The following is a 21,297-nucleotide window of genomic DNA, read 5'->3' on the forward strand; positions in this document are numbered from 1 at the left end:
AGCCGCCCTCTTATTTCCGCCCCATCGCTCACGTGAATCCTGGCGTATGACCCGATTTCTCTCTCGTCCGATGCTCGCCGCCTGCGTCCTGGGCGGCCTGCTCGCGCCTCTCGCCGCGACCGAGGCTGCCGCTCAGCTGGACGCAGCACCGCTGCAGATCAGCTGGGAGGTCCGCAACCGCTTCCGCCTGTTCCGCGAGGAGCGCGACTTCCTGCTCCACGTCGAGAGCACGCGCGACCGCTCCATCCTGTCCGCCGAGCAGGGACTGAGCATCCAGAGCGACGGCCGCGGCTGGGCGCGCAACGTCGTCAACCGGCTGTGCATCGACCTCGCAGGCCGCGTCAACGAGCCGTGCACACGTGACAACGTCAAGGAAAGCTATCTGACGCCGATCGACCATCCGGTCACGGTCCGCCTGACCGGCCCGGTGCCCGTCGGCGCCACCTGCGCGTGGTCGTTCGACGACGGCGATGGGCCGCAGACCTCGACCTTCGACTGCGCCGAGCCGGTCAATCTGCGCGTCCGCTATGGCCGGCAGACCGTCGCATCCGTCGACGTCACCAGCCCGGAAGGCACGCGGCAGGTCTCGACCGGGATCCAGGTGCGCGACGTCTTCATCGCCGGGCTCGGCGACAGCATCGCCTCCGGCGAGGGCAATCCGGACCGTCCGATCGCGCTGGCCGACGAAGGCTTCTGCTTCCGCTCCTATCTCGGCGGTCCGTCCGCGCAATATTATCGGCCGAGCCGCGCCGGCTTCAAGGGTGGCCGCGCCTGCGAGGCGCCGGACACGCTGCAGAACTGGCAGAAGCACAGCGCGGTCTGGTTCAATGCCGCCTGCCACCGCTCGCTATACAGCTACCAGACCCGCACCGCCCTGGCGCTCGCGGTGCGCTACCCGCACGTCGCCGTCACCTATCTGCCGCTCGCCTGCACCGGCGCCACCATCGCCGACGGCCTGTTCGGCAGCCAGCGCGCGCGCGAATGCCTTCCCGGCCGCTCGGTGGCGACCTGCGCCGGCGGCGTCAACGGCCAGCTCGGCGAGCTGCGCGATGCGTTGACCGCGGCCAAGCGCCGCCAGCCGGACCGCAAGCTCGATCTGGTGCTGCTGTCGATCGGCGCCAACGACATCAACTTCTCCGGTCTCGTCGCCGACGTCATCGTCGATACGCCGACCGAGCGCACGCTGTTCAAGCGCTCCGGCGTGATCGGCTCGGTCGAGGAATCGCGCAGCGAGCTGGCGCGCGACCTGCCGCAGGGTTTTGCCAAGCTGCGCGAGGCGCTCAAGCCGCTGGTCGGCGACCTCTCGCACGTCGTCTACACCTCCTATGGCAACCCGGCGCTGAGCGGCCCGGGCACGCCCTGCCGCGGCGGTCCGGCCGGCTTCGAGGTCCATCCCTCCTTCAACGCCAATCCGCAGCGTCTCGCCAACGTGGCCGGCTTCGTCGAGAACGAATTCCTGCCGACATTGCGCGGGCTCGCGCAGTGCACCGCCGGCATCCTCTGCCGCGACCCGCGTGCCGACCGGATGACATTCGTCGATGCGCATCAGGCCGCGTTCGCCGATCATGGCTTCTGCGCCCGCTCGCCGCAGGATCCGCCGTTCGACCGCGAATGCTTCTCCGCCAATGGCGAGAGCTTCGACTCGAACATCGTCAGCGCCGCCAACGAGCCGCTGCTGTGCGGCCGCGGCGCCAGCGAGTATCGGCCCTATCTGCCGCGCGCCCGCTGGATCCGCGACGCCAATGACAGCTACTTCTCGGCCATGACCTATCCGCAAGGGCTGCCGGCGGCGATGCAGCCTGCCGACATCCACGATGCGAGCTGGGGCGTGCTGTCCGCGGTCTATGGCGGCGCCGTGCACCCGACCGCCGAAGGCCACGCGGCGATGGCCGACGCGGCGTTTCCGGCCGCCGCACAAGTGCTCAACCTCGATGCGGTCGAAGCCAACGTCACCATCCAGCCGCTGCCCCCGGCAGGCGTGGTCAGGCAGTAGCGTGCCGGTCGGACCGGCATCTCGTCGCCGATGTCAGCGAGTCGCCCGTCGGGCGTGATGTCGCCACCGCGGATCGAACTAACAGAGCCTCGCGCATCCTGATCAGGATGCGACGGGCTGCGCCGGGAGATTAAATTCGCGTGCGGTCTCAGACAGATCACCCTTGTCCAGTCCCGCCGGACGAAAGAATTTCATTTCCCTTTTCCAGAAATCATGCTCTCTTGGCGCATCCCGTGCTCATGAGAGGGACGGTTCGCGGTCGTCACGAGCGTGGAGTGCGGGATGCGGTGGGCGCCATTGGTCGCAGCGTGATCCCGATCATGCCGACGAACGAGCGGTGGCGCACGGTGAAGTCGTATGGTCCTGGCACCCCGACGCTGGTGCCAAGCGGGTGGCGATGATCCGCCCGTGACGGGGGCAAGACAGCCCGGTCCCCGGGGAGAGTACGTATAAGCCGTCAAGCCATCGCGCAGGGAATGCCGGGTTGATCCGGCTGCACCTGTGGTACCTGCCGCCTGCATTTTCTTCAGCAGGCGGGCCATGGGTGAGGCCCTCACCCGGCATTCCCTGCGCCCTCTCACTTCGGAGGGCCGAGTTCAGCCTTCGCAACTCGGGCGCCATGCGCCGCGAGAGCGCGACAGCATGTCCATCGCGAGCAGAAATGACATGCAGGCCAGCCGCCAACTACTTCGCCGGCGCCGGCTTCTTCATCATCGGGGGGGCCTGCTTCGATCCTGGCGCGGTCGCCGTCGTCGCCTGGGCCGGGAGATACTTCGCGAGGATCGCGGGATCGATCTGCGCCATGTTGGTGTCCGGCAGGCGCGTCCAGGTCTCGTCCTTGCCGAGCAGCGAGAAGCCGAGATAGCCGCGCAAGGTCAGCGACTGGCCGTCCGGGCTGACCTTCATGTTGGCCTTCCAGATATTACCGTCGCGCGGATTGAGCACGTTGCCGCCTTCGTATTTCAAGCCTTCGCGCTTCATGTCACGCACGAAGGAGATACCGAGCACCGGCGCATTCTTGCGGTCGTCGGTGCACTTGGCGCAGACCTCGTTCGGATTGTCGCCCGGACGCGGAAACGTCTTGGCGATCACGCCCTCGAACACGCCGTCGTGGTCGATGAAGAGAAACCAGCCGACCGGCCTGCCGTCCTCGACCTTCTGCCACAGCCCGGCCGCGGTCGGCTCTGCCGCCAGCGCCGGCCGCGTCAGCAGCGCACCGGCGACGACGAGCGCGCCGACCGCGAGCGTCGTCACGCCAGGCACCAGCCGAAGTCGGGGAAACGCATTGCGCATCATCATCTCACCTTGACCAAGTCACAAAATGAATGGCCGCACAGTACGGCCGTTTCGCAGCTCCTTCCAGCCCATAACAGGTCTGGCGCGCCGGTGAAACCGGCACGCGCAGGAAACATTTCTTCACATTTGAGTTGGTGTGATGGTGCCGGGTTCCATGCCGCGAACGAATTAGTTGACGCCGAGCTTCTTCTGCAGGCTCGACGACGACGTCGTGTACTGGAACACCAGCCGCTTCTCCGGATACACGTAGCGGTGCGCCTTCTGCGCCATCAGCGCGCCCTCGTGGAAGCCGCACAGGATCAGCTTGATCTTGCCGGGATAGGTATTGATGTCGCCGATCGCGAAGATGCCGGGCACGGAGGTCTCGAACGCCGAGGTCTCGACGGGAATGAGATTGTGCTCGAGCGCGAGGCCCCACTCGGCGACGGGGCCGAGCTTCATCGTCAGGCCGAAGAACGGCAGCATCATCTCGCACGGGATGGTCTCGACGGCATTGTCGTTGCCCTTGATGGTCGCCGCCGACAGCTGACCATTGGCGCCTTCGAGCGCGGTCACCTGGCCGATGCGCAGATCCATCTTGCCGCCGGCGACCAGGGCGCGCATCTGCTCGACGCTGTGGGGCGCGGCGCGGAAGTCGTCGCGGCGATGAATGAGCGTGATGCGCTTGGCGATCGGATGCAGGTTGAGCGTCCAGTCGAGCGCGGAGTCACCGCCGCCGACGATGACGACATGCTTGTCGCGGAACTGCTCCATCTTGCGCACGGCATAAAAGACCGAGGTGCCTTCGTAGGCCTCGATGCCCGGCACCGGCGGACGCTTCGGCTGGAACGAGCCGCCGCCAGCGGCGATCACCACGACCTTGCACTCGAACACCTTGCCGGCATCGGTGGTGACGCGGAAACCGGGATCGCCGATCTTCTCGACGCTCGTGACCATCTCGCCGAGATGGAAGGTCGGGCTGAACGGCTTGATCTGCTCCATCAGCTGATCGGTGAGGCCCTGCCCCGTCACCATCGGCACGCCGGGAATGTCGTAGATCGGCTTCTCCGGATACAGCTCGGCGCACTGGCCACCGACCTTGTCGAGGATGTCGATCAGATGCGCCTTGATGTCGAGCAGCCCCAGTTCAAACACGGCAAACAGTCCGCAGGGGCCCGCGCCAATGATCAGCACATCGGTCTTGATCGCTTCGCTCATGTCGCTCTTCTCGTTGGAGACGCCGCTCGGAGGATGGCGGCAGGTGGCGGTTCCGAATTTGTAGCCAACAGGGCGGTCGCAGGGAAGGCACAAAAGCCACCCCTCGCGCGCGCCCGCGGCTTGCGGCGGCCGGTGTAGCGAGGTTTGAAGGGAGCATGAATGATGGAGATCAATCGGTGACAGAGACGGCCCGCCACGACCATGCGCCACGGCTCGAGGACTTCCCCTATCGCCTCGCGGATAATGTCCGCTTCGGCGACCTCGATCCCAACCAGCACGTCAACAACGCGGTCTATGCGACGTATTTCGAGACCGGCCGGGTGACCTTGATGAAGGACCCGCGCCATGGCCTGACCCAGCAGGGGCTTGCCTGGATCATGGTGCGGCTCGACATGCATTTCCGCGCCGAGCTGCGCTGGCCGGGCACAATCGAGCTGGGACTGGGAGTGGTGAAGCTGGGGCGCACGTCGGTGACCTGCGAGCAGGTCGTGTTCTCGGACGGGCGCTGCGTGGCCTCGGCCACCGCCGTGATGGTGCTGATCGACGAGGTGACGCGCAAGCCGGCGCCGCTGACCGAGCAGGTCGTCGCGGCGCTACGGCCCTGGGCTCGCCATGGCGCCACCCTCACGCCGGCGGCGTAGACCGCGCGGCGAAATTTCAAAGGAGATGTCAGCAGAAGATGCGCGCGACGACCCGACGATCAGGCCTGACGCTCGGGCGTCGCGACGACGAGACCATCGAGCTCGTCGGAGACCTTGATCTGGCAGGAGAGCCTGGAATTCGGCCGCACGTCGTAGCCGAAATCGAGCATGTCCTCTTCCATCGGGGTCGGCGGGCCGACCTTCTCGCGCCAGGCTTCGTCGACATAGACATGGCAGGTCGCGCAGGCACAGGCGCCGCCACATTCGGCCTCGATGCCCGGAATGGCGTTGCGGATCGCCGCTTCCATGACGGTCGCGCCGTTCTCGATGTCAACGGTTCGGGATTCGCCGGTATGGTCGACAAAGGTGATCTTGGCCATGTGTGCTCGTGCTGCGCAGGGAATGAGGTCGGGCTGTCCTATAACGGACCGCTCCGCTCCGCGCTAGTGCCGCGGACGGCCCGTCAGGCCGCGCCGAGCATGTCGGAAATGGCCGCGCGGGCCTGCGCCACGGCCGTGCCGAGCCAAGCCAGCGCATCGGCCGGATCGCCCGCCCGCAGTGCCGCTTCGAGGCCTTCGGCCGCGTCGGCGACGTCGAGCGCGCCGATGGCCCGGGCGGAGCCCTTCAGGGTGTGGGCGACCGAGGCGGCATCCTCGGGCAGCACCTGCAGCCGCTCCAGCAGGCGGACGGCCTGGGTCGAGAACATCGCGAGCACTTCACGCTCGAGCTCGGTGTCGCCCAGGGTCATGCGCCGGAGAAGGTCGAGGCTGATCGGCCCGTCGTCGGGAACCAGCGGGGGCGAGGGCATCCATTCGATCCGTGACAGGTCGGGAATCATGGCAGTCATCCGGTCCGGCGGGCGCGCATCGCGCCCCTGTGGTAACCCAAGCACGACAATGGTTAATGCATTGTTACCGTCCCAATTGCCGCGGGTTTGCCGCGATTTCGACCCGGCTCCGCCCCAATCACGGCCGAAACCGGAATTCGCAGACCTTCTAAAGTGTTAACGGCGGCTGCTGTTAACGATGATTAAGAATCTCTTAACCACGGCCATTTCTTTCAACAGGCACAGCCAATAGGATGATCCCCGGATGGAGTGGGTCACCTGGCGGAATTTGCCACCCCTGGTGCCTGCGAGGGATGACGTCCGGTTCGAGCGCGGCGAGGGGGTACTCGTACGCGGCTTGCCGGAACGAAATTAAGACGAGGGCTCGGACTCAACATGGCGAACACCCCCAAAAAGGTCAAAGACCCGACTGAAGTTGCGCTGTCCGCCATTCAGGAGGCTTTGAACATCAGCGATACGTCCGCGCCCCAGGACTCGCAGGGCCCGGTCCACGCTGACGGGGCGCCGCCGGTCATGCCGACCGGCGGATCCGCTTTCGATTCGTTCGACTCCCGTCCGGGCGTCGACAACCGCAGCCTCGACGAGATCGAGCCGCCGCCGCTTGCCGCTCGCCGTCCGGCCAATGACGACCGCGAGACCATCGGCCAGCTGCTGCAGGCGATCCAGAAGGGCCGCCCGTCGCGCGGCGTCTATACGCTGGCAACCGTGTTTGCAGGCATCTGGATCGTCGGCTGTGCCCTGCTCACGATCGGCTTCCTGCCGTCGTTGCAGGCCGTGATCGGCCAGAGCGGCGGCGTGCTGGTGCTCGCCGGCCTCGCCGCGGTGTTCTTCGCCCCCGTCCTGCTGTTCTATTTCCTGGCGAGTCTCGCATGGCGCGGCCAGGAGCTGCGCATGATCGCGCAGTCGATGGCGCAGGTCGCGATCCGCTTCTCCGAGCCGGAGGGCGCCGTCAGCGATTCCATCGTGACCGTCGGCCAGGCCATCCGCCGCGAGGTTGCGGCGATGGGCGACGGCGTCGAGCGCGCGATCGCACGCGCCGGCGAGCTCGAGATGCTGGTCGCCAACGAGGTGGCCGCGCTCGAACGCGCCTACAGCGACAACGAGGTGCGCATCCGCGCCCTCCTCCAGGACATCGCTCATCAGCGCGACAACCTGGTCGGCCAGGCCGAGCAGGTCCGCAGCGCCATCTCCGGCGTGCAGATCGACCTGCGCCACGACATCGCGCTGATCTCGGATGCGATCGCCTCGCGCGTGGATGAGGTCGCCAAGAGCATCACCGGCGCGCTCGAGGAGCGCGGCGCCCACATCACGGCGGCGCTCAGCAATGCCGGCGACAACATGATCCTCGCGCTCGGCGAGCGTGGCGGCGATCTCCTGGACCGTCTCGAAGAAGCGAGCGCCGAGACCACCCGCGCCGTGCTCGACGCCTCCGAGCGGCTGACGACCAGCCTCAATTTCAAGACCGGCCACGTCCACGACGAGTTCGCCGATCTGTCCGACCGTGTTCACGAGATGCTCAATGAGCGGATCGACCGGATCACCAACGAGTTCGAGCAGCGCACGGCTGCGATCGTCGACGGCATCTCGGTCCGCACCGAGCAAGTCCACGATTCGCTCAAGGCTTCCGGCGACTCCCTGCTGCTGGAGCTCGAGCTGCGCAGCGGCGACCTCGTCACCAAGATCGACGAGGCGAGCCAGCGCCTGTCGGGCCACATCGTCACGTCGGGCGAGAAGGCGAGCGAGTCGCTCGACGCGACCGTCACCTCGCTGGTCGCCAAAGTCGTCAGCCAGACCGAGAGCACGCACGACACGCTGTCGATGCAGATCAGCGCCTTCGACGAGCTGGTGAAGAACCAGGGCACCGAACTCGCCGAACGTTTTGCCCGCGACAGCTCGACTCTGGGCGCGCTGATCACCCGGCACATCACCGAGTTCGATCGCACCGTGAAGACCTATGGCGGCGAGATCGTCGAGCGCATGGGCCAGCGGACCCAGGAGATCTCCGACAATCTCAAGACCTATGTCGACAGCTTCGACACCCGTCTGTCGTCCAACAGCGGTGAGATCACGGCGACGCTGGACCAGCGGCTGGGCCTGTTCGAGACCAATCTGCAGGCTCGTATCACCGACTTCGACTCCACGCTCGATTCCAAGATCAAGACCTTCGACGACACCGTCGGGGGCCGTCTGAAGACGCTCGAGGAGAATTTCGACAACCGGGCGACCTCGGTCACTTCGACCATCGAGGGCCGGCTCGGAACGCTGTCGAACTCGCTGACCGACGGTGCGGCGCAGGTGCTGCACGCCATCGACTCGCGGCTGACCGTGCTGACCTCCTCGCTGACCGATGGCTCGGCCCAGGCGATCCAGTCGATCGATTCCCGCCTCAACATCCTGACCTCCTCGCTCACCGACGGCACCGACAAGGCGCTGGAGGCGATCGACCAGCGCATCGTCAGCCTGTCGAACATCATCGACGGCCGCAGCTTCGAGCTGACCGAGGCCGTCACCGCCCGCTTCCAGGACATCCATCAGGGCATCGAGACCCGCGTCGGCTCGATCGCCACCGAGATCGACCATCGCGTGTCGCAGTTCGAGGACCTCCTCGGCTCGCGCGTCGAGGCCGTGGCCGGCCGTATCGAGAGCAGCGGCCGCCAGGCCAGCGACGAGCTGATGACCCGCGCCGAGCTGCTGTCCGCCAGCATCAAGTCACATGTCGAGGATGCCGAGCGCGCGCTGACCAACCTCGTGGTCAACACCAGCGAGACCATCCAGACCGGCGCCCGCACGGCGCAGGAGGCGCTGCTCAACGTGTCGACGGACGTCGGCTCGCAGTTGAAGAATACGTCCGCCGAGGTCGAGCGCGCCCTCACGGGCGCTGGCAGCAACGCCGCCAATTCCATCCTGACCAGCGCACGCGAGGCCCAGGCGACTCTGGTCACGGCCTCCGGCGAAACCGCCGAGCAGATCAAGTCGCTGTCGGCCGATGTCGAGCGCACGCTCACGGCGGCGGGCTCGACCACCGCGGCCTCGATCCTCGCCGGCGCCCGCGAGGTCCAGAACACGCTGGTCTCGGCCTCCTCCGACGCCGCAATCCACGTGAAGTCGCTCGCCACCGATGTCGAGCAGGCGCTGACAGCCGCAGGCTCGGCCACGGCAGCCTCGATCCTGGCCGGTGCCCGCGAGGTCCAGAACACGCTGGTCTCGGCCTCCTCCAACGCAGCCGAGCACGTGAAATCGCTCGCGGCGGATGTGCAGCGTGCGCTGACCAGCGCCGGCACCGAGACCGCGGAGACGATCACGGCCGGTGCCCGCGAGGCCCAGAGCGCCCTGCTCGCCGCCTCCCACGAGGCCGCCGAGCAGGTCAAGGTGCTCACCGTCGACGTCCAGCGCTCGCTCTCGATCGCGGGAACGACCACCGCCGAGTCGATCACCGGCGGCGCGCGCGAGGCGCAGAGCACGCTGATCAGCGCGTCCTCGGAAGCGGCCAATCACGTCAAATCGCTGGCCGCCGATGTCGAGCGCACGCTCGCTGCCGTCGGCACCAGCACCGCGGCGACCATCGTCGACAGCGCGCGGGATGTGCAGTCCAAGCTGGTGAGCGCCTCGACCGAAGCCGCCGACCACGTCAAGTCGCTGGCGATCGACGTCGAGCGGACGCTCGCCGCGGTCGGCACCACCACGGCCACCGTCATCATCGACAGCGCCCGTGAGGTCCAGTCCAAGCTGATCTCGAGCTCGACCGAGGCGGCGGAGCACGTCAAGTCGCTCGCCGTGGACGTCGAGCGGACGCTGTCGTCGGTCGGCGCCGACACAGCGACCTCGATCCTCAACAGCGCACGCCAGGCGCAGATGTCGCTGACCTCGACCTCGGCGGACACCGCTGCGGCCCTGATCGGCAGCGCACGCGAGGCCCAGGCGGTGCTGACCACGACCACGACCGAGACCGTCGCGGTGATCGTCAGCGGCGCCCGCGAAGCGCAGAGCGTGCTCACGGCGACCTCCACCGACACGGCCGGCCAGCTCAAGGCGATTTCGACCGAGATCGAACGTTCGATCAACACGGTCGCCGCCAACACGACGGACGCGATCCAGAGCAGCGCCCTCAATGCCCAGAGCGCGCTGGTCGCGGCCTCCAACGAGGTCTCGACGCGGGTGAAGTCGACCTCGACCGAGATCGAGCGCTCGGTGCTCGCCGCCGGCAACTCGTTCGGCTCGGCCATGACCGGCAAGACCGACGAGATCGTCACCTATGTGCAGCAGCAGAGCGAGCGGCTGTCGCAGATCCTCGACGGCAAGCGCGGCACGCTGGTCGAGACGCTCAACTCGAAGACCAACCAGCTCACGATCGAGATCGATCGCGTCACCACCGATGCGCTGAAGCAGATCGAGATGCGCGGCCAGGCGTTCGCCCAGACCGTGAACGGCAACGGCTCCGAGGTCGCCCGCACCATCACCTCGGCCGGCGAGCTCGCGACCACGGCGATCACCAAGTCGCTGAAGGATCTCGAGCAGGCCTCGCGCGCCGCGATCGAGCAGTCGCGCCAGGTCTCGGTGGCGGCCGTCACCGAGATGCAGGAGACCAGCAAGATCCTGCGCACCGACACCGTCGCTCTGTTCGAGCGTCTGCGCGAGGGCAACATCCTGCTGCAGGAGGTGCTGACCGGCGCCCACGACAATCTCAACTCGCTGGAGCGTGCGCTGGTCGCCCGCGTGGCCGATTTCGTCACCGCGATGAACGACGTGACGTCGCGCAATGGCACGGCGACGCAGACCCTCGAAGATCAGCTCAACGTCTTCAACGCCAAGACGTCCCGTGCGCTCGAGGATCTCGGATCGCTGTCGAGCCAGTTCGATGCCCACGGCAAGGCCCTGATCGAGGCTGCCGCCATCGTCGAGCAGAGCAACCGCGATGCGACGGTCTCGATCTCGGATCGCAAGACGACGCTGGAATCGCTGGTCACCACCATCGATCTTCGCACCGCCGATCTCGACCAGCGCCTGACCCGCTTCACCACCCTGCTCGACGAGTCGCTCGCGGCCGCCGAGGAGCGGGCCCGCGACATCGCCCGGGTCGTGGCGGAAACGGCCGGCGCCGGCTCGACCGCGCTCAGCCGCCAGTTCGAGGCCATCCGCGCCAATGCGGAGGAGGAACGCCGCCTCACGACGTCGCAGATGCAGGAGATCTACCAGCAGAGCACGCAGGAAGCCGATGCGATGTTCAAGCAGTCGGCCGAGAGGTTCGCGACGCTGGTGTCGAGCATGAAGCAGATGACCGCCGAAATGCATCGCGAGCTCGAGGCGACGCGCAACGAGCTGCGCCGCGGCGTGCTGGAGATGCCGCAGGAGGCGGCCGAGAGCACGGCGCAGATGCGCAAGGTCATCGTCGACCAGATCGAGGCCCTGGCCGAGCTCAACCGGATCGTCGCACATCATGGTCGGGGTCTCGACGTGGTCAGCACGGCGCGTCCCGCCGCAGTCGCGCCGCCTGCTGCCGTCATGCGTCAGGAGGAGCCGGTGGTGGCCGCCGTCGGCGGCCGGACCGACATGCGCCTGCGCGAGCCTGCGGCGACCAGCGTCACCAATCTCCCGCCGCCGGATCTCGGGATGCAGCCGCCAGCCCCGCCCCCGCCGCAGCCGCGCAGGGTCGAGGCACCGCCGATGGGCCCGGTCGCCGATCAGCGCAGCGACAACTGGCTGTCCGACCTGCTCAACCGCGCCGACAACAGCACCGCCGGGCAGCCCCAGGCTCCGGCTCCGCGTGGCCGCGGAGCGGCGCAGCAGCCCGGCAATCCGCTGGAATCGCTGTCGCTCGACATCGCCCGGCTGATGGACCGCAACCTCGCGGCCGAGATGTGGGACCGCTATCAGCGCGGCGAGACCAAGGCGTTCTCGAAGCGTCTCTATACGCCGGCCGGCCAGAAGGCGTTCGACGAGGTCGCCCGCAAGTACCGCGCCGACCGCACCTTCAAGCAGACGGTCGACCGCTACATCACCGAGTTCGAGCGGCTGCTCGACGAGGTCGCCCGCGACGACCGCAACCCGCAGGCGCTGCGCACGCAGCTGACCTCGGAGACCGGCCTGGTCTACACCCTGCTCGCCCACGCCGCCGGCCGGCTGGCGTGAGGGGAGAGCGAGTAGCGAATGGGGGGTGGCGAATAACCGATGGCGACGAGCCCCCCACCGACAAGTCGAGAGCAACTCAGACGAACGGAGGCCGCGAGGCCTCCGTTTCGCTTTTGTCGATCCAATGAAGCCTTGTTCGGCTTTGCCCATGTCGGCCCGGCACCCGCACGCCCGGCCCCTGCCGCTTGGAGATCGCCACCGCATCCTGCGCTCGACCTTGCCAGCGACGCGTACATCGCCCGGCATCCGACAGGACTAAGCGGTGTCGAGCCAGGAGACGAGCAGCCATCGGCACACTGCGGCCGCCGGGTTCAAGCGCCCCTATTCGCTACTCCCAATTCGCTATTCGCCAGAGCCTCACCGCCGCCCAGGCGCGGGCGGTGCGGCCGCGGGCTGCGAGGCCTGGGCGTTGCTCGGGCTGGAGTTGCTGGCCCCGAACAGGACCCGGGTCGGATTGCGGTCGAAATTGTTCACGGCGCGGCTGATGTCGGACAGCGTCCGCCGTCCATCGGCCATCAGCGCGCCGGAGCGCTTGTCGAAATCCTCGGCAAGCTCGCGGATCGACTTCACCGTCAGGAACAGCTCGCCGCCGTCCTTGCCGCCGGCCAGCGAATTGAGACCGAGCATCAAGGTGTCCGCCTTGCCCATGATGCCGTCGACGCGGGACATGACGCCATCGATGCGCTCGGAGTTGCGGGCCAGCGACTGGGTGAAGACCTCGAGGTTCTTGATCGAGTTCTTCACGGCGTCCTGGTTGTCGGCGACCACCTTGTTGATGTTCTGCAGGGTGGCGCGGATCGCCTCGGTCACATCCTGCAGCCGGGTCGGATCGGCGCGCAGCAGCGGAACGCCGTCCTCGTCGAGCGGCGGCGGCGGCGCGGCCTCCTCGCCGCCCTTCAGCGCGATCGCGGCGACGCCGGTGAGGCCCTGGAACTCGAGGCCGACCAGGGTGTCCTTGCGGATCGGCGCATTGTTCTCGACCATCGCCAGCGCCACGACACGGCGCGGGTTGTCGAGCTTGACCGAGATGACCTCGCCGACCCGGATACCGTTGAAATTGACGCTGCCGCCATTGCGCAGCCCCGCGGCCGGGCCCTCGAACACGACCCTGAGCGGGCTGCGCTGCTTGGTGGTGTGCAGGCTCTGGAACCAGAGGACGAATCCGACCGCCGCGGCGATCACCGCCAACGTGAACGATCCGATCAGGACGTAATTCGCCCGCGTTTCCATTACCAACTCCGGTACCGGCACGTGGCCGCGAAGATCCCAGCCCCCGCTCCCGTGCGCTCTCGGTTGGCGCCGGACCGCGGCACCCACCTCATCAGCTTAGTCGCGGGAGTCTCCACTCCCGCTCACAAAAAATCGTCCCTGGGGCACATCGCGCTACCCCATCACGGCGCGGGCACGCTTGCCGTGGAAATACTGCCTGAGCCACGGATGCTCCGAGGCCTGCATGTCGGCCATCGATCCCGCGGCAATGATCTTGCCGTTGCCGAGCACGGCGATGCGGTCGCAGGCCGTGTAGAGGCTGTCGAGATCATGGGTTACCATGAAAACCGTCAGTCCCAAAGTGCGCTGCAGAGTGCGCACCAGCTCGTCGAAATCGCCGGCACCGATCGGATCGAGCCCCGAGGTCGGCTCATCCAGAAACACCAGTTCCGGATCGAGCGCGAGAGCCCGCGCCAACGCGACGCGCTTGATCATGCCGCCGGACAGCTCGCTCGGGAAACGATCGGCAACATCGGGCCGCAATCCGACCATCACCAGCTTGGCGACCATGATCTCGTCGAGCAGCCGCTGCGAGACCTTGAGATATTCCCGCACCGGAAACTGGATGTTCTGCCGCACCGTGAGCGAGGAGAACAGCGCGCCCTGCTGGAACAGCACGCCCCAGCGCCGCTCGACGGCCCGGCGACCGGCACGATCGGCGGCGTCGAGGTCGACGCCGAACACCTCGATGTTGCCCGACAATTTCGGCACGAGGCCGATGATGGTGCGGGTCAGCACCGATTTGCCCGCACCGGATGGACCGACGAAGCCGAGGATCTCGCCGCGCTTGACGTCGAGATCGAGACCGTCGAGCACGCGTGTCTTGCCGAACTGCACGGTGACGTCGCGGACGCGGATGATCGGATCAGAGACGGCCTGCATCATCTCGACTCACATCCCGACTGCTGCGAAGAAGATCGCAAACACGCCATCCATGACGATGACGAAGAAGATCCCCTTCACGACCGACGACGTCGTGTGGCGCCCGAGCGACTCGGCGCTGCCCTGCACGGCGAGGCCCTCGACGCAGGCAACGATTCCGATCACCGCCGCCATCACCGGGGCCTTGAGCAGGCCGACGGTGAAATGATCGATCGAGATCGCATCGCGCAGGCGCAGCAGGAAGGCTTCGGGATCGACGCCGCCATAGAACCAGGCCACCAGCCCGCCGCCATAGAGCGCAGCGATATCGCCGAGGAAGGACAGGATCGGCAACGCGATCACCAGCGCCAGCATCCGCGGCAGGATCAGGACCTCGATCGGATCGAAGCCCATGGTACGCAGCGCGTCGATCTCCTCACGCATCTTCATCGAGCCGAGCTCGGCCGTGTAGGCGCTGCCCGAGCGGCCGGCGATCATGATCGCCACCAGCAGCACGCCGATCTCGCGCAGCACCAGCACGCCGAGCATGTCGACGACGAAAATGTCGGCGCCGAACCTGCGGAAATGGAAGATGCCCTGCTGGGCGATGATGCAGCCGATCAGGAAGGTGATCAGCACGATGATCGGCACCGCGCGCCAGCACACCTGCTCCAGATGATGGATGGTCGAGGTCAGGCGGAAGCTGCGGGGATGGATGAGCACCCGGCCGCTGGCGACGATCACGGCCCCGAGCATGTCGATCAGCGCCGCCACCGTGCCGAAGATGCCGGCAACGCTGCGGCCGATCTGGCTGAGCATGCTGGTGACGGTCAGCGCGGTTGCATCACCCTCGGAGGCGATGCTGACCCGGCGCACCTCATCGACAAGGCTGGCGTAGTTGGCGGACAGGCCGTCGATCCTGGGCTCCGCGGTTCCGGTCGTGAAGCTGCGGCGCAGCCGCTCGATCAGCCAGGCCCCGAACGTATCGAGCTTGACCACCTGCGAGACGTCGATCGAGACGTCGACCTTCTTGCCGGCGAGCTTCTCGGCATCCGCGACGAGCCGCTCGAGCGACGGCGCAAAGGGCGCGGTCCATGCGCCGGTCGCGCGCAGCAGCAGCGCGTTGCCGTCGCCGCTTCGCTGCAGATCGGGGCGGCCGTTCACGACGACCATCCTCGGAGCCTCGGACGCCCGCTCCTTGACGAGAGAAATCCCACCGCGTCGCCACCACCTTGCCGGAGACCCCCATCAACAGCCATAGTCGCTCCCGTCGCGCAAGTCCCCAGCGCCCCATTCCGGTTCACAAATCGCCAGACTTTCAAATGACTTCCACCGGTTTTCCAATACTGGACGCCCAGATCGGCCACTGGCCCATCGCCGGCAGCTTCACGATCAGCCGCGGCGCCAAGACCGAAGCCGTCACCGTGATCGCGGAGCTGCGAGACGGAGCGATCGTTGGCCGCGGCGAATGCGTCCCTTATCCCCGCTATGGCGAAACACCCGACGCCACGCTGAGCGCCCTGCTCGCGATGCGCGATGCGATCGCCTCCGGCCTCGATCGCGAGGCCCTGCAGACGGCGATGCCGCCGGGCGCCGCGCGCAATGCCCTCGACTGCGCGCTGCTCGACCTCGAGGCCAAGCGGAATGGCCGACGGATTTGGGATCTGCTCGGGCGCCGGGCGCCGGAGCCTTGCGTCACGGCCTACACGATCTCGCTCGGCACGCCCGACGTGATGGCGAAGGCCGCGGCCAAGGCGGCGCACCGGCCTCTGCTCAAGATCAAGCTGGGTGGCGAAGGCGATCCGGCACGGATCTCCGCGGTGCGCGCGGCGGCACCGCAGTCGCAACTCATCGTCGACGCCAACGAGTCCTGGACCGACGCCAATCTGGAAAGCAATCTCGCGGCATGCGCCGCCGCGGGTGTCACCCTAGTCGAGCAGCCGCTGCCGGCGGAAAAGGACGAGGCTCTCGCAAACATCGCGCGCCCGCTCGCCGTGTGCGCCGACGAGAGCGTTCACGACCGCAGCTCGCTGGAAGCGCTGCGCGGCCGCTACGACGCCGTCAACATCAAGCTCGACAAGACCGGAGGGCTGACGGAAGCCCTGGCCATGGCGGATGCCGCACGCGCGCTCGGCTTCGACATCATGGTCGGCTGCATGGTCGCGACCTCGCTGTCGATGGCGCCGGCCATGCTGCTGACGCCGCTCGCGCGCTATGTCGACCTGGACGGTCCGCTGCTGCTGGCAGAGGATTGCACCCACGGCCTGTACTACGAGGATAGCCTGGTCTATCCGCCGGACGCCGCGCTGTGGGGATGACCCGCGAACCGGTTGCGCGCGGTCCACATCAGGAGGCCGCCGAGCCCGGCCATCGCCGCCATGACGAGATAGACGCCCGGCCCATATTGCGCGTAGATCGGACCTGACAGCGCCGAGGCCGCCGAGCCGACGATGCCGCTGGCAGCTGAATAATAGCCCTGCCCCCGCGCCGTCACATGCGCCGGCACCTGGCGGACGAGCAGCCCCATGGTCCCGACCAGTGTCAGCCCGAACGTGAAGCCATGGCTGATCTGGACCGCCGTGAGCCCAAGAGCGTGCGGCTCCGTCGCAGTGAGCGTCCAGCGCAGCACGGCCGCGACCGCGCCGATGACCACCAGCGTCGACGGCGCCAGCGTGAACCTCGGCGAGAGCGCGAACACCAGGATTTCGGCAAGCACGCCCATCGTCCACAGCCAGGCGATGGTCAGCCCGCTAATCCCCTGCGCCTTCCACTCGATCGCGGAGAACGTGTAGTAGGCCGCATGGCTGCCCTGGATCAGCGCCGAGGCCATGATGACGCAGAGAAAACCGGGATCGCTCAACAGATGCCGCCCGTCCTGCGCCGGGCCGGCGCTGCGCGGCAACGGAGGCAGCCGCTGGAGCAGCAGGCTGCTCGCGGCCCCGAGCAGCCCGACCGACACGATGATCCAGATCAGCTCGGTTGCCGCAACGACATCCGCCAGGCCGCCGCAGAGCAGCGTGCCGACGATGAACGCCGCGGAGCCCCACAATCGGAGCCGCCCGTAGTTCAAGCCATAGCTCATGACGCCGCGCAGCGCGTACGCGTCCGTGAGCGGGACCAGTGGCGTCCACAGGCAGCACGTGGCCACATAGACCAGAAATACGGGCCAGGCATCGTGCTGGAACGCCATCACGGCAAATCCGGACGCGGTTGCGAAGGTCACCAGCCGCATCGCGGCACGAAGCGCTTGACGGCGCTCGGCGCCGGCCGTGATCAGCGGCAGCACGGTAAACCGCGTCACCGCGGGAACCGCTATGATGACCCCGATCCAGGCGGCGTCCAGTCCGATCGCCCGTAGCCACACGGGGAAAAACGGCAGATGCGTCCCCGAGAGCGCGAACACCGCGCCGTAGAACAGCCCCAGCCGGCCCGCGAATCGACGCGACAATACCGGCGATGTGGTGGAGATTTGTCGGGACAGTGGCATCAATTCAATTGCGATTCGATCAATATCATGGTGATCGTTATGGCAACGCGCAGCAATTTGCGCGATGGGTTTGTCATGGTCGATGAAGTCTTCGCCCTCTCGCCGATTTCCGCCCGCGCGGCTCAGCCGAACGAGGCCGACTACGAGGCGATCCGCGACGCCTTCATGGAGACGTCCAGGGGGCGCTGGTTCCTCGGCGAATACGCCAAGCGCAACCGCAACGCCGACACCAGCATGGTGCTCGACGCGGTGGCGCGCATCGAGCATGCGCTGGCGTCGCAGCGCCAACAGCAGCAGGAATTCGATCAGGCCGACGGCAACGCGCTGCCCGAAGCCCTGGCCGCGATCCGCGCCACCGTCGAAGACGCCGCGTTGGCCGCGACCTCTGCGGTCGACAGCATGGCGCTCGAGCAGAACCTGGCGCCGGTGCGCAAGGGCATCCGGATCATCAAGGAGATTTCCTGGCGCTGGCGCGAGATCGGCGCAGACTCCCGAATCTGCGACCTGATCGATTCCCAGGTGATCTCGATCGAGGCCGCCTGTGACCAGCTCGCGAGCGCGGACCCCAAGGTTGCGTTGCTCGCGGCATTCGAGATCATCAGAACACGGCTGAAGGAGCTGGACGACGGACAAGCGGCAGCTTCGCCAGCGGCTGCCGAGGTTGTCGCAAGAGCCGACACTGTCGTCCCGCCCGCGCAGGAAGGCACATCAGCCGCAGCTGCAGAGCCCGTGAGGCCGGAGGCTCGAGACGAACGTCCGAGCGCGCAGCACGCGCCCATCGCGCCCGAGCCGATCATGCCAACGCACGTGGAGGCCGCTGTTCCCGCGCCTGCGGTGACCAGCTCGCTCGTCGCGGCCGTGGCCGCGATCGAGACGATCGAGACGCCGTCCGCTGCGGTGATCGTGGCGGCCGCGATGATCGCAAGCGAGGCGACCGAGGCCGTGATTCAGCCTGCGGCTTCGGTGGCGCCGACCGAGATCCTGGCCGAGCCTTCGATTGCCGAGGTTCTGGTCGAGATCGAGCAACAGGCTTCGGCGAATGCAGAGGATGCGGCAGCAGCAGAGGCGCAGGACGAAGCGATCCTCGAGCTGGTCGCGGCCGAGATGGGAGCGCCCGATCCGGTTGAGGACGAGGAGTTCGCTCGAGCCCGAACGCTCGGCTTCGACATCGAGGAGCCGACCTCGGTCGATGACGACATCGTGGCCAGCTTCAGCGAGCCCCCGCCCTCCGAGCCACAGCTCACCCTGACAACGCCCACTACGGAGACGACGGCGGCTCCAGCTGCCCCACCAATCGTGACGACCGTCGTCCCGCCGATGATGGCTCCGACCAACGAGCCGGTGGTCGCTCCGCCGCCGGCTCCCGCGCCCAGCGCGCCGATGCCGGCCCCGCTCCCGGAGTCCATTGCGGCGGAAACCTTGGCCGCCGTGGCCGCAGCGGTAGCAGTTCAAGCGCCGCCAGCGCCGCCGCAGGCCGAGGTGGCGTCGATCGGGCAGCCCTCTGCTCCAGTTGCTCCGGCTCCGAGCACGAGCGCCTACGCGATGCCGAAGCCGGCGTATGAACCGTCGCTCGGCTCGACCCTGCTGTCGAACGGCCTTCTGCAGCGTCCGCAGGCGCCGGCGAACGATCCATTGTTGCCGATCCGCCGCATGACACAGCCCGAGAAGATCGCCTTCTTCTCTTGAGGCTCGTTGCATCCGGGATTCACTCCCGTCGCGGCATCTTTCCTCCGGCTCCCACGAGCGGGCCCTGGCTGACCACCATTCAGAGGTGACGCGGGTCACGGACACGCCCGCCTGCCCCTCTTAGCCTGATCCTCAAGCCATTCGCTCTTTGCGCATGCTCGAGGAGAACGCCGTGTCCGCTCCGATAATTCGCGCTTCCCGTTTCGCTTGGAAATCCCTGCTCACGTCAGCGCTACTGGGCCTGATGGCCTGTGCCGTCCCGGGTTCGGCTTTTGCGGGTAGCAGTGAGATCGACGGCCTGCAGACGCCGCCGCGCGCACTTGCCGCGCCAGCGTCGGTCGCAGCAGACAGTGCAGCCGCCCCCTCGCAGCAAGGGCCCGAGCCGCGCGTCGCGCTCGTGATCGGCAATGCGAGCTATCAGAATGCTCCCCCGCTCGACAATCCCGACAATGATGCCCATGCCGTCGCGAAGCTGCTGAACTCGGCCGGCTTCGAGGTGATCACCGCGACCGATTTGACGCAGAACGAGATGCTCAAGGTCGTGCAGGATTTTTCCAGCCGGGTCGCGGCCCACGGGCCGAACGCGGTGGCGATGGTCTATTACGCCGGTCATGGTGTTCAGCTCGCAGGCGAGAACTATCTCATCCCGATCGACGCCCGCATCTCCGCTCCGTCGGACCTCACGACCAGCACGATCCGGCTGGTCGATCTGATGGCCACCCTCGATGCCATTCCGAGCCGGATGCGGATCGTGGTGCTCGATGCCTGCCGCAACAATCCGTTTCCTGCGGTCAATGACGCCGGACGCGGCCTCGCCATCGTCGATGCGCCGAACGGCTCCATCGTCGGCTATTCGACATCCCCCGGTGAAGAGGCGCTCGATGGCCGTGGCGAGCACAGCCCCTATACGCAGGCCTTCCTGAACCTGGCACGGCAGCCGAACCTGCCGATCGAGCAGTTGTTCAAGCGCGTCCGCCTGCAGGTCAACCAGACGACGGCGGGACGGCAGACCCCGTGGGAGAGCTCATCGCTCACCAGCGATTTCACCTTCTTCGGTGACTCCCTCGTCGCCGCGACGCGTCCGCCGGAAAAGGCGCCCGTGGTCCAGATGGCCGCCGACCTTCCCAGCCGGTCCGTGCGGCAGGCCTATGACTACGTGCTGTCGGAAAACCGTCCGCAATATTATCGCGAGTTCATCGAGATGTACCCGCGCGATCCGCTCGCCGAGCGCATTCGCGCCTTGCTCGCCGGCCTGGTGCAGGCTGCCGCGTGGCATCAGACGGTGCTGGCGAACTCGCCTGCCGCCTATAAGAGCTTCAGCGAATCCTACTCCGACAGCCCTTATGCCCCCATCGCGGTGCGGCTGCAGGTCCAGCCCCGGATCGTGCCGGTGCTGCAACCGACACGGCTGATGGTGCCGCCGCAGCTTGCCCCCGCAGGGCGTCCCCTCAACATCGGCAATCACATGCAGGGGCGTCCTGGACCAGTGCCAATGCAGCCGATCAACACCCCGCCGCCGCGCCAGACGCCGCCGGCGGTCCTCACCAACGGCGCACCCATCAACAATCTCCGTCCCGGCAAGGTGCTCGACGCGCGGCCGCTGGGCCAGAACAAGATCGGCAACAAGGTGGTGCCGCCGTCGAACACGCTGCCGGCTGCCAAGATCCAGCGCGATCCGTTCAAGCGGATGCCCGGTCGTCCGATCGACACCCGCGAGGTGCGCCGTCCCTTCCCCGGCAATTCCGGTCCGTTCAAGCCGAGTTTCAACGGGTCACGTCCATCGCTGGCCCGCGACCAAGGGCCGATGCGCGGCCCCGGCACACCGCATGTCGCGCAGTCAGGACCGCGGATCGGCGGTGGCGGATCCGGTCGGGGCAGCCTCGGCTTTCACTGA

14 protein-coding genes are annotated in these 21,297 nt (G+C 67.2%); 6 read left to right on the forward strand and 8 right to left on the reverse strand.

Annotated features, from left to right (window positions below; genetic code table 11):
• Nucleotides 1-46 precede the first annotated feature (46 nt).
• Nucleotides 47-1,993, forward strand: a complete 1,947-nt coding sequence (locus tag QXZ94_RS15065) for a hypothetical protein (RefSeq protein WP_246741556.1) — start codon at nucleotides 47-49, stop codon at nucleotides 1,991-1,993.
• A 684-nt stretch (nucleotides 1,994-2,677) separates the two neighbouring features.
• On the opposite strand, the gene QXZ94_RS15070 is transcribed toward QXZ94_RS15065, so the two are convergent.
• Both QXZ94_RS15070 and QXZ94_RS15075 read right to left on the reverse strand, forming a co-directional pair.
• Nucleotides 2,678-3,286 (reverse strand): DUF2147 domain-containing protein, encoded by a 609-nt coding sequence (locus QXZ94_RS15070; protein ID WP_315721060.1) that lies wholly within the window; start codon nucleotides 3,284-3,286, stop codon nucleotides 2,678-2,680.
• A 171-nt stretch (nucleotides 3,287-3,457) separates the two neighbouring features.
• Complete coding sequence (locus tag QXZ94_RS15075; RefSeq protein ID WP_315721061.1) at nucleotides 3,458-4,486, reverse strand: NAD(P)/FAD-dependent oxidoreductase; 1,029 nt, start codon at nucleotides 4,484-4,486, stop codon at nucleotides 3,458-3,460.
• A gap of 176 nt (nucleotides 4,487-4,662) precedes the next feature.
• Between QXZ94_RS15075 and QXZ94_RS15080 the strand changes: the two genes are divergently transcribed.
• Nucleotides 4,663-5,127: a thioesterase family protein gene (locus QXZ94_RS15080; RefSeq protein WP_315721062.1), complete on the forward strand. Its 465-nt coding sequence runs from the start codon at nucleotides 4,663-4,665 to the stop codon at nucleotides 5,125-5,127.
• Between the two features lie 59 nt (nucleotides 5,128-5,186).
• Here QXZ94_RS15080 and QXZ94_RS15085 read toward each other — a convergent pair whose 3' ends face one another.
• Nucleotides 5,187-5,507, reverse strand: a complete 321-nt coding sequence (locus QXZ94_RS15085; RefSeq protein ID WP_172115065.1) for a 2Fe-2S iron-sulfur cluster-binding protein — start codon at nucleotides 5,505-5,507, stop codon at nucleotides 5,187-5,189.
• 83 nt (nucleotides 5,508-5,590) lie between these two features.
• Nucleotides 5,591-5,965 (reverse strand): Hpt domain-containing protein, encoded by a 375-nt coding sequence (locus tag QXZ94_RS15090; protein ID WP_315721063.1) that lies wholly within the window; start codon nucleotides 5,963-5,965, stop codon nucleotides 5,591-5,593.
• Nucleotides 5,966-6,349: 384 nt separating this feature from the next.
• On the opposite strand from QXZ94_RS15090, the gene QXZ94_RS15095 reads away from it, so the two are divergent.
• Nucleotides 6,350-12,100 carry a methyl-accepting chemotaxis protein gene (locus tag QXZ94_RS15095; protein ID WP_315721064.1) on the forward strand — a complete coding sequence of 1,917 codons (5,751 nt, stop codon included), beginning with the start codon at nucleotides 6,350-6,352 and terminating at the stop codon, nucleotides 12,098-12,100.
• 357 nt (nucleotides 12,101-12,457) lie between these two features.
• Here the strand turns inward: QXZ94_RS15095 and QXZ94_RS15100 are convergent, their stop codons facing one another.
• The 3 genes from QXZ94_RS15100 to QXZ94_RS15110 all read right to left on the reverse strand — a co-directional run bounded on the left by QXZ94_RS15100 (nucleotide 12,458) and on the right by QXZ94_RS15110 (nucleotide 15,394).
• Entirely contained in the window at nucleotides 12,458-13,330 is an 873-nt protein-coding gene (locus QXZ94_RS15100; protein WP_315721065.1) for an MlaD family protein, read from the reverse strand.
• Between the two features lie 153 nt (nucleotides 13,331-13,483).
• A complete protein-coding gene (locus QXZ94_RS15105) occupies nucleotides 13,484-14,254 on the reverse strand; it encodes an ABC transporter ATP-binding protein (protein WP_172115057.1) in 771 nt (256 codons plus the stop codon).
• Between the two features lie 6 nt (nucleotides 14,255-14,260).
• On the reverse strand, nucleotides 14,261-15,394 hold the full coding sequence (locus tag QXZ94_RS15110) for an ABC transporter permease (protein WP_315721066.1): 1,134 nt from the start codon (nucleotides 15,392-15,394) through the stop codon (nucleotides 14,261-14,263).
• Nucleotides 15,395-15,552: 158 nt separating this feature from the next.
• Between QXZ94_RS15110 and dgcA the strand changes: the two genes are divergently transcribed.
• Nucleotides 15,553-16,548, forward strand: coding sequence for an N-acetyl-D-Glu racemase DgcA (gene dgcA / locus QXZ94_RS15115; RefSeq protein WP_315721067.1), 996 nt, complete (start codon nucleotides 15,553-15,555; stop codon nucleotides 16,546-16,548).
• Here the strand turns inward: dgcA and QXZ94_RS15120 are convergent.
• Complete coding sequence (locus QXZ94_RS15120; RefSeq protein ID WP_315721068.1) at nucleotides 16,518-17,717, reverse strand: MFS transporter; 1,200 nt, start codon at nucleotides 17,715-17,717, stop codon at nucleotides 16,518-16,520. The two genes, dgcA and QXZ94_RS15120, sit on opposite strands and share 31 nt — an antisense overlap.
• A gap of 75 nt (nucleotides 17,718-17,792) precedes the next feature.
• Between QXZ94_RS15120 and QXZ94_RS15125 the strand changes: the two genes are divergently transcribed.
• Complete coding sequence (locus QXZ94_RS15125) at nucleotides 17,793-19,403, forward strand: hypothetical protein (RefSeq protein ID WP_315721069.1); 1,611 nt, start codon at nucleotides 17,793-17,795, stop codon at nucleotides 19,401-19,403.
• Nucleotides 19,404-19,575: 172 nt separating this feature from the next.
• Nucleotides 19,576-21,297: a caspase family protein gene (locus QXZ94_RS15130; RefSeq protein WP_315721070.1), complete on the forward strand. Its 1,722-nt coding sequence runs from the start codon at nucleotides 19,576-19,578 to the stop codon at nucleotides 21,295-21,297.

It is taken from the genome of Bradyrhizobium sp. SZCCHNS2022 (assembly GCF_032377575.1).
GTDB classification, from domain to species: Bacteria; Pseudomonadota; Alphaproteobacteria; order Rhizobiales; family Xanthobacteraceae; genus Bradyrhizobium; species Bradyrhizobium aeschynomenes.